The organism is Streptomyces chiangmaiensis, assembly GCF_036281785.1.
GTDB lineage: Bacteria > Actinomycetota > Actinomycetes > Streptomycetales > Streptomycetaceae > Streptomyces > Streptomyces chiangmaiensis.
Genome location: NZ_JAYWVC010000393.1, coordinates 1 through 4,014, shown reverse-complemented (window position 1 = coordinate 4,014; position 4,014 = coordinate 1). Strand labels below are relative to the sequence as shown.

The 4,014-nt window shown below is 68.5% G+C and carries 4 protein-coding genes; all 4 read left to right on the top strand.

The genetic code is table 11. The annotated features are described in order from the left end of the window. Positions 1 to 189 precede the first annotated feature (189 nt). Positions 190 to 1,200: an AraC family transcriptional regulator gene (locus VXC91_RS43115; protein ID WP_329512812.1), complete on the top strand. Its 1,011-nt coding sequence runs from the start codon at positions 190 to 192 to the stop codon at positions 1,198 to 1,200. Between the two features lie 76 nt (positions 1,201 to 1,276). Continuing rightward, on the top strand, positions 1,277 to 2,404 hold the full coding sequence (locus tag VXC91_RS43110) for an MBL fold metallo-hydrolase (RefSeq protein WP_329512811.1): 1,128 nt from the start codon (positions 1,277 to 1,279) through the stop codon (positions 2,402 to 2,404). Beyond that, a complete protein-coding gene (locus VXC91_RS43105) occupies positions 2,401 to 3,237 on the top strand; it encodes an SDR family oxidoreductase (protein ID WP_329512810.1) in 837 nt (278 codons plus the stop codon). Before VXC91_RS43110 ends, VXC91_RS43105 begins: the two co-directional genes overlap by 4 nt. 485 nt (positions 3,238 to 3,722) lie before the next feature. Beyond that, entirely contained in the window at positions 3,723 to 3,944 is a 222-nt protein-coding gene (locus VXC91_RS43100; protein WP_329512809.1) for a hypothetical protein, read from the top strand. The last annotated feature ends 70 nt before the right edge of the window (positions 3,945 to 4,014 follow it).

Here is a 4,014-nt window from a genome sequence, read left to right as displayed (position 1 = left end):
GTGGAGTTGGGCGGATACGCCAAGGCAACGATCTTGATTCCGGTGTTGGTGCCGTAGGCGTACATGACCAGGAGCAGGCGCTCGGCGAGGACTTCCGGCGACAGGCTGCCGCCACCGGAGAAGGAGGTGACAGCCTTCAGGCTCCTTGACCGCACACCCGCTGGGGTTAGCATCGCCCGGGTGGGTGCGATGATTCGGGGCGCCAGCCTGCGCGGCTTCGCGCGCGTCGTCGAGGAACTCGACGGCGACCCCGGGGAGTTCATGGGGCGGTTCGCGATCCCTTGGCAGGCGCTCACCTCCGAGGAGGGACTCATCCCGATCACCAGCCACGACCTGATGCTCGACGCGGTCGCCCGTGAGCTTCGATGCCCTGATTTCGGCCTCCGCCTGGCCTGCCGCCAGGATCTCAGCATCCTCGGCCGGCTGGCGCTGGCCATCCAGGCGTCGTCGACGGTGGCGGATGCACTGGAGTGTGCCTCGCGGTTCCTGTTCGTGCACAGCTCGGCGCTGAGCGTCGGTGTGGAACCAGATCCGCGGGGGTGCCGCGAGGTGGTCGCGCTGACCTATCGGAAGGATCTGCGCGAGTCGCCGTACTCCCCACAGGCCATGGAGCTCGGGCTCGGCCTCTTTCACCAGGTGGCGATGGCTCTGGTCGGCAGCCTGGCCGGCCTTCGCGCGGTGGAGCTGCCGCACCAGCCCCTGTCGCCGGTGTCGCGGTACACCAACTTCTTCGGCGTGGATGTGAAGTTCGGGTGCCCGACCGCCGCGCTGCGCGTGGAGCGGCGGCTGCTCGACGAGGAGTTCCGCAGCGCCGACGCGGTGATCCGCCGGCTCGCCGTCGACTACCTGACCAGTCACCACACCGATCCGGAGCGCTTGGTCTCCACGCACGTCCGACGGGCCCTGGCCGGGAGCCTTGGCACCACCCCTGCGGCGATCGGTCACGTCGCGCGGCTCCTTGCGATGCATCCCCGTACGCTGCAACGGCGTCTCGCCGAGGAGTCGACCAGCTTCGAGACGATCCTCGAGGACGTACGGCAGGATCTCGCGCTGCGCTACATCACCACCACCGACCTGCCTCTCGGACAGGTGGCCGCGATGGCGGGCTTCGCCGACCAGTCCGGCCTCAGCCACGCCGTACGACGGTGGTGGGGCGCCAGTCCGAGCGAGGTGCGCCGTAGGGTGCGTGGCACCTCCTGAGATTGTCGCGCTGGAACAAATCCCGCCGTGCTGCACAGGGCATTCTGCTGACGACGACGAGAGTGAGGAGTGGCCCATGGCGACAGCCGGAAACGACCACCTGACCGGGATCGGTGCGCGACCGATCCCCGAGTTCGACGGCGTCCACGACGTGTGGCCGCGCGGAGAACGACTGCAGGCGGTCCGTGAGGCCGCCGCGGCGTACAAGGAGCGCTTCAAGACCCAGGGCCAGGTGCGCGCGGTGCAGTCGGTTGACATCGCCGCGGCGCCGTACCCGGTGAAGTACGCCTTCCACGACGCCGTCTCGGTGCCCACGCTCCCGCTGATCTCGATGATCAACCGCATGATCGTCGTGCAGTACGACGACTTCGACGGCCGGGCACGCACGCTGGTCTTCGAGCCGACGGTGCCGGAAGGCTCCGCAAAAGCGCCGTTCTACCGCAACCTGCAGAAGGTGACGGACAAGGTTCCCGGCGGCAAACTGCTCGAGCGGATGGTGCTGCGGTATTACGCCGAGCCCGGCGACGTGCTGCGCCGACTGGGGCTGATCCCTGACGACATCGACTTCTGCACCTTCGACCACCTGCACGTACAGGACCCGCGGATGATCCTGGGCTCCACCGAGGTCATCGAGGGCGAGGCGGCTCCACGCAAACCGCTGTTCGGCGGGGCGAGGATGCTGGTGCACAACCGCGAGCTGGCGACCCTTGAGTCCCTGCACCCGATGCAGTGGGCGTGGTACGTCGACGGCGGGCTGGACGGCGTCGACCCGGAGAAGTTCGTCACCCTCGACGGGGACGTCGAGCTCGGTCCCGGCGTCGCGCTGCTGTGGACCCCCGGGCACACCGACGGCAACCACTCGCTGGTGCTCAACACCCCCGACGGGGTGTGGGTGTCTTCGGAGAACGGCATCTCTCTGGACAACTGGCAGCCGGAGCTGTCCAAGATCCCCGGCGTACGCCGCTACCACGAGGTCTTCGGCCGCGAGATATGCCCCAACGCCAACACGCTGGAGGACTCGCTGGACCAGTACGACTCGATGGTCAAGGAGAAGACGCTCGCCGACCGGTGCAAGGCGGACCCGCGCTGGCTGCAGATCCTGCCCTCCACCGCGCTGGCCCCGTGGAAGCGGTTCTGGCCCGTGGTGCCCACCTACGTCCACGGCGGGATCACCTACGGCGAGATCAAGGGCGGTCGGGGATGAGCCGCTCCCGCGCCGGCGCGGTGGTCACCGGGGCGGGCCGCGGCCTCGGCATGCTGATCGCTGCGGCTCTGGTCCAGCGCCGCCACCAAGTGCTGGTCACCGACGTCGACGAGGAGGCGGCGTGCGCCGCGGCGGCCGAGCTCGGGCCTGACGTGTCGTGGGCCGCCGTCGACGTGCGCGACGAGGTCCAGGTCGCCGCGGCGCGGGACCGCATCGTGGCGGAGGCCGGCCGCCTCGATGTGTGGGTCAACAACGCCGGCGTGCTCGTGACCGGGCCGGCGTGGGAGCAGCCGCCCGACGTACGACGCCTGATGCTGGAGGTCAACGCGCTCGGCACCGTCAACGGCACCGTCGCCGCAATCGAGGCCATGCGGGGCACGGGCGGGCACATCGTCAACGTCATATCACTGGCGGGACTGACCGCGGTCCCGGGCGAGGCGGTGTACGCCGCGTCCAAGCACGCCGCGATCGGCTTCAGCCTGAGCACACTCGCCGACCTGCGCCTGGCCGGGATCAAAGACATCGACATCTCCTGCGTCTGCCCCGACGGCATCTGGACCCCGATGCTCCACGACAAACTCGACGACCCCGCCGCGGCACTGTCCTTCTCCGGCAAACTGCTCATGCCCGAGGAGGTCGTCGACGCGGTGCGCAAGGTGCTGGACCGCCCACGCCCGGTCACCGCGGTACCGGGCTGGCGGGGACTGCAGGCGCGCGTGGCAGACGCGCTTCCCTCGTTCGGGCTGCGTGCCGTCCCCCTGGCGGTCGCGCAGGGCAGGCGGCTGCAGCGGAAGATGCTGGCGAAGAGACCGTCGGTACGACGTCCACCGTGACGGCCCACCGAATGGTTGGCGAGTCCGGCAGCGTAGTGTGCCCGTCCCCCTCCGTGTATCGTCCCGGTTCATGGGCGACCTCGCAGGGCGCTGGCGGGAGTTGAACAAGGCGTACTGGGACGAGCGGGTGCCCATTCATCTGGGCGCTGCCCTCTACGACAGCGGCTTCACGACTCGCGACTGAACTCGGCATCGACGCACGCTTCCTGACCGCGGACGTCCACGACGCGGTCTCGGCGGTCGAGGGGGAGACCTTCGACATCGTCTACGTCAGCTTCGGGGCGCTGAACTGGCTGCCCGACATCAGCCGCTGGGCGTCGGTGGTCGCTGAACTACTTGCTCCGGCCGGGTGCCTGTACCTTGCGGAGTTCCATCCCTTCAGCTTCGTCCTCGACGATGAGACCGCAAGCACGGTCACGCACGACTACTTCGATGAAGGTCCGGAAGCCTCGGGAGGCCCCTGCACCTACGCGGACGAGGCGGCAATGACGGAACACAACGAGACCGTCGAGCGGCGGCACAGCCTGTCGACCGTTGTCTCGGCGATCGCAGGAGCTGGGCTACGGATCCAGTTCCTCCACGAGCACGACCACACCTTCTACCTCCAACGCCAGTCGCTTGAGCGCCACGACGGCGAGAGCTACCGGCATCCTGAAGGCGCTCCGCGCACCCCCCTCACCTATTCGATCCGCGCCGAGAAGGCTTGAGAAGCCGTATCTCTATCGATCATGAGGACGGTTCCGATCGAACATGGTCCTTGGTCGGGTGATCTCGGCC

Coding starts and splice junctions, on each gene's coding strand:
- VXC91_RS43100 (WP_329512809.1), top strand. CDS start 3,723: ATGACGGAACACAACGAGACCGTCGAGCGGCGGCACAGCCTGTCGACC.
- VXC91_RS43105 (WP_329512810.1), top strand. CDS start 2,401: ATGAGCCGCTCCCGCGCCGGCGCGGTGGTCACCGGGGCGGGCCGCGGC.
- VXC91_RS43110 (WP_329512811.1), top strand. CDS start 1,277: ATGGCGACAGCCGGAAACGACCACCTGACCGGGATCGGTGCGCGACCG.
- VXC91_RS43115 (WP_329512812.1), top strand. CDS start 190: ATGATTCGGGGCGCCAGCCTGCGCGGCTTCGCGCGCGTCGTCGAGGAA.